The 3,715-nt window shown below is 32.7% G+C and carries 2 protein-coding genes and 1 pseudogene; all 3 read left to right on the top strand.

The genetic code is table 11. The features are described from left to right. Positions 1-30: 30 nt before the first annotated feature. Positions 31-2,574 (top strand): DUF4422 domain-containing protein, encoded by a 2,544-nt coding sequence (locus LLA01S_RS11650; RefSeq protein WP_255209991.1) that lies wholly within the window; start codon positions 31-33, stop codon positions 2,572-2,574. A gap of 82 nt (positions 2,575-2,656) precedes the next feature. Beyond that, positions 2,657-3,139: a hypothetical protein gene (locus tag LLA01S_RS13465; protein ID WP_232035027.1), complete on the top strand. Its 483-nt coding sequence runs from the start codon at positions 2,657-2,659 to the stop codon at positions 3,137-3,139. Positions 3,140-3,239: 100 nt separating this feature from the next. Continuing rightward, positions 3,240-3,715 (top strand): annotated as a pseudogene (locus LLA01S_RS11655) (IS982-like element IS982B family transposase); the annotation flags it as partial.

A 3,715-nucleotide genomic window follows, 5' to 3' on the forward strand; every position in this document is an offset into this window, starting at 1 on the left:
TAATAACAAATGAATATAAAAGGAGAACAAATGAATAAACTGACAGCAATTATTACAGAAACCAATTTGATGACAATAGAAGATCAGATCAAGAGTCTATGTCAAAATAATATAAGTATAATTATCATGCTTCCTAAGGAAGAAGAAGATACATTGAAAACGATGCTTGACTTTATCATCAAAAAATACAAAAAATACCTTTCAATACAAATTGTTGATTTTGACTCTAAAAAGTACAGAAATAATGTAGATGTTCAAAAATTTGGTGCTAGCAAATCAACTAATGAGTACCTTATTTTTCCTGAAAGTGACATGATGTATTCAAAAAAACTGGCATCAAACTTAGAAGGAGATTTGATTTCATTAAAACTTGCTTATTTTGATGGAGAATTTGCAAAAGTTTCAAAGGAAGTTCACAGTTTACCGAAAAGTTTAGCAGAATTTATTAAATCTGCAGGTGCTTCTATAGAAGACTATTTACTTGGGAATAAAATTATAAGCAAGAAGATTTTTGATAAAGCTGTTTCCTATTTGGGAACACTAGAACAAAATTACTCCAACGATTTTTTGAGGAATAGCCAATCTTATGATAATCTTTGTTTGGTTACAGCCCTCTATACAGTGTTATCTGATGGGGCAGTTAGTGATAGCAATGAAATGGCTTATCTTGTAACAGAGGCAGAAGAAGAACAATTGAGTTCAGTGAATTTAGAAGAAGAGCTTAACAATCTGGAATTTCAATTTATAACTATTGAAAATATTATGACCCAAGTTCCAGACTTTAGTGAAAGTTTTGTAAATTTTAAGGATAATATTATTAGTAATTTTTTGTGGAAATTGAATAATCATTTTGGAAATTCAGAAGTTATAGAAAAAGCTAAAATAATTTTAAATAATCCTTTGATTGGCCTGGGAGTTGAACTCGAAAGAGAGTTTGAAAAAGTCAAAGCAAATTTTGTAGATTTGGATGGTAAAAATCCAAAAGATTTAAAAGCAAAAATTTATGTCTCAATGCACAAGCCCTCATATATTCCAAAAAATAAATTCTTAGTACCAATTCAAGTAGGAAGTGCTCTGGCCACTGGGGAGATTCCAAATATTTTGCAGGATAATGTAGGTGAAAATATTTCTTCAAAGAATAAACGTTACTGTGAATTAACAGCTCAATACTGGGCGTGGAAGAATGATAAAGATTCAGATTATTTAGGATTTTGGCATTATAGAAGATATATGTCTTTTGATACAGGTAAAGCTAAAGATTCAACAATTTGGGGTGTGATTCCTCGTGAGAAAATCACAGAAAAACAGCTCAAAGAATTTGCGATTACTGAAAGCGATATGGCCGAAGTTATCGATGGAGCTGATTTAATCATGCCTGATAGTTGGCGAGTAATTGATACTGTTAATTTAGAGAAAACAGGAAATTTAAAAAATATTAGTCTTTATGAGCATTGGAATCAACATCTTGAAAAAAGTGATATTGATACTTTAATTTCGGTGATTTCGGAAAAATATCCTGAATACACGAGAGCGTTATTTGAAGTATTGTATTCTGATACAGCACCCTTTTATAATATGTTTATTATGAAACGAGAACTGTTTCAAGAATACAATGAATTTTGTTTTGGTGTTTTAGAAGAAATTGAAAAACAAGTTGATCATGAAAAATATTCTGTGGAACTTTACCGTACATTAGGACATATAGGTGAGCGTTTGGTCGCGATATTTGCCAAACATTTGGAAATCAGTAGAAAAGAAATTACAATCTTAAGATTACCAGTTGTTCAGTGGAGCGATACAAGACCACTTCCACAAAAAATTGAGCCAAAGTATAGCATAAACAATATCCCAGTTGTTATGGCATGTAATAATGGCTACATGAAGTATACTAGTGTCCTTCTTCAATCGATTTTAGAAAATGCGAATTCTAAAAACAATTATGATATTTCGATTCTACATAATGACATCTCAGTTGAAACACAAAATAGAACCTTGAAACATTTTAATAAAGATAATTTTTCTGTTAGGTTTGTAGATGTATCGGCTAAAATTTCTCAATATGGGGAATTAAAAACTAATGCTCATATTTCTGTTGAGACTTATTATCGTTTCCTAATACCAGAATTATTTGTCCATGATAAGGTAGTTTATATTGATTGCGATACTGTTGTTGAAGAGGATATTGCGAAACTTTTTGAAATAGACATTGAAGATAATTATGTGGGAGCGGTACGAGATTTTGACTTTATTGCTAGTAATTATACCCCTGAGCGACAAGAAGTTTATAAAAAAGAAATTTTGAATTACCTTAATTTAAAGAGCTTTGAAGATTATTTTCAAGCGGGTGTACTTGTGCTAAACTTACAAGCAATTCGTAAAGATTTTACAACAGAGAAATTCATTAACCTTGTGCAAAAGCGTAACTGGATATATATGGATCAAGATATTTTAAACCTATGCTTTAAAAATAAAGTTTTCTATCTTCCAGAGTCTTGGAATGTTATCACTTTGATGGAAAAAAAATTCAGTACGTGGTCAGATTATTCAAGAGCGATTGCCCTATCAAATCAGTGATAGCTACAATAAATCACGAAAAACGCCTAATATTGTTCATTATGCAGGTTCTTATAAGCCTTGGTACTATAAGGAAAGCGATATGGCAGAAATATTTTGGCAATATGCTCAAAATACAAGCTATTATACAGAGCTTTTATTGGAAGCAAGTAGTCCTTCAAAGGAATTCAAGTTAATTTTCACGAGTGATGCTAATGGTCGTGAAAACGCGGGACTTCCCTTTTTAAAACTGATTCCTGAGAAGAATACATTTGCAACAACATATTTTGTACTTGATGTGTTAGTGCTTGATGCTAACTTGGATCAAACGAAGGTGGGCACTGTATTGATAAGCGTGAACAAAGATGTTTTACAATCTAGATGGTTGCAAGATGACCGTGGGATTTGGTCTAATTTCCAATTTCGTAAGTTACGGTTAGATGTAGAAGTTTGGGCAAAACATAATGGACAATGGAATGGTTATGTCATTGTTCCGAAAGCCTATGAAACAAGAAGCTTCTCATTAGGAAAAATTGAAACGATTAAGGAAAACTTTACGTCTGAGTTACAAGATATGCCTTATTAATCAATAGAATACCCGAATTGCTAGTTAATTTCATTGGAAAATAAATAAGTCGTGCTATCCTAATCTTAAACCACTAAGCATTAGAAAGCGCACGACTTATATGACTTATAATAGCACACTTCCAAAAGTTTTTGTTTATTTACTGACAACCATTGAGACGCTTTATCAAACGAGGGTTCCCCTTGAGGTTCAAAACCGAAAGAACGTCCATCTCGCAACATCAGATTGCTTAGTTATCGCTTGTTACCTATGGGGCGTACTGCATTTTAGTGAAACGCTTAAAGCTAAGCACCAACTTGCTCAAAGTTTATTTCCTAATTTCCTAGAATATTATCGCTTTGTCCGCCGTTGTAATGCCCTCTTACCGAGTATCCAAGTCATTCGCCAAGCACTCGTCTTTAAAGAGGTTGAAGGAATGAGTGTATCCATTATTGACAGCTTCCCCATTCCTTTGTGTCAGCCTATTCGTAATTTCAAAAGCAAAGTTCTTGGAGATTATGCAAATGTTGGCTACAATGCTACAAAGGGACAGTACTTCTATGGATGTAAATGTCATGCTTTAGTCAGTGAATCAGG

It is taken from the genome of Lactococcus cremoris subsp. cremoris NBRC 100676, from assembly GCF_001591705.1.
GTDB lineage: Bacteria > Bacillota > Bacilli > Lactobacillales > Streptococcaceae > Lactococcus > Lactococcus cremoris.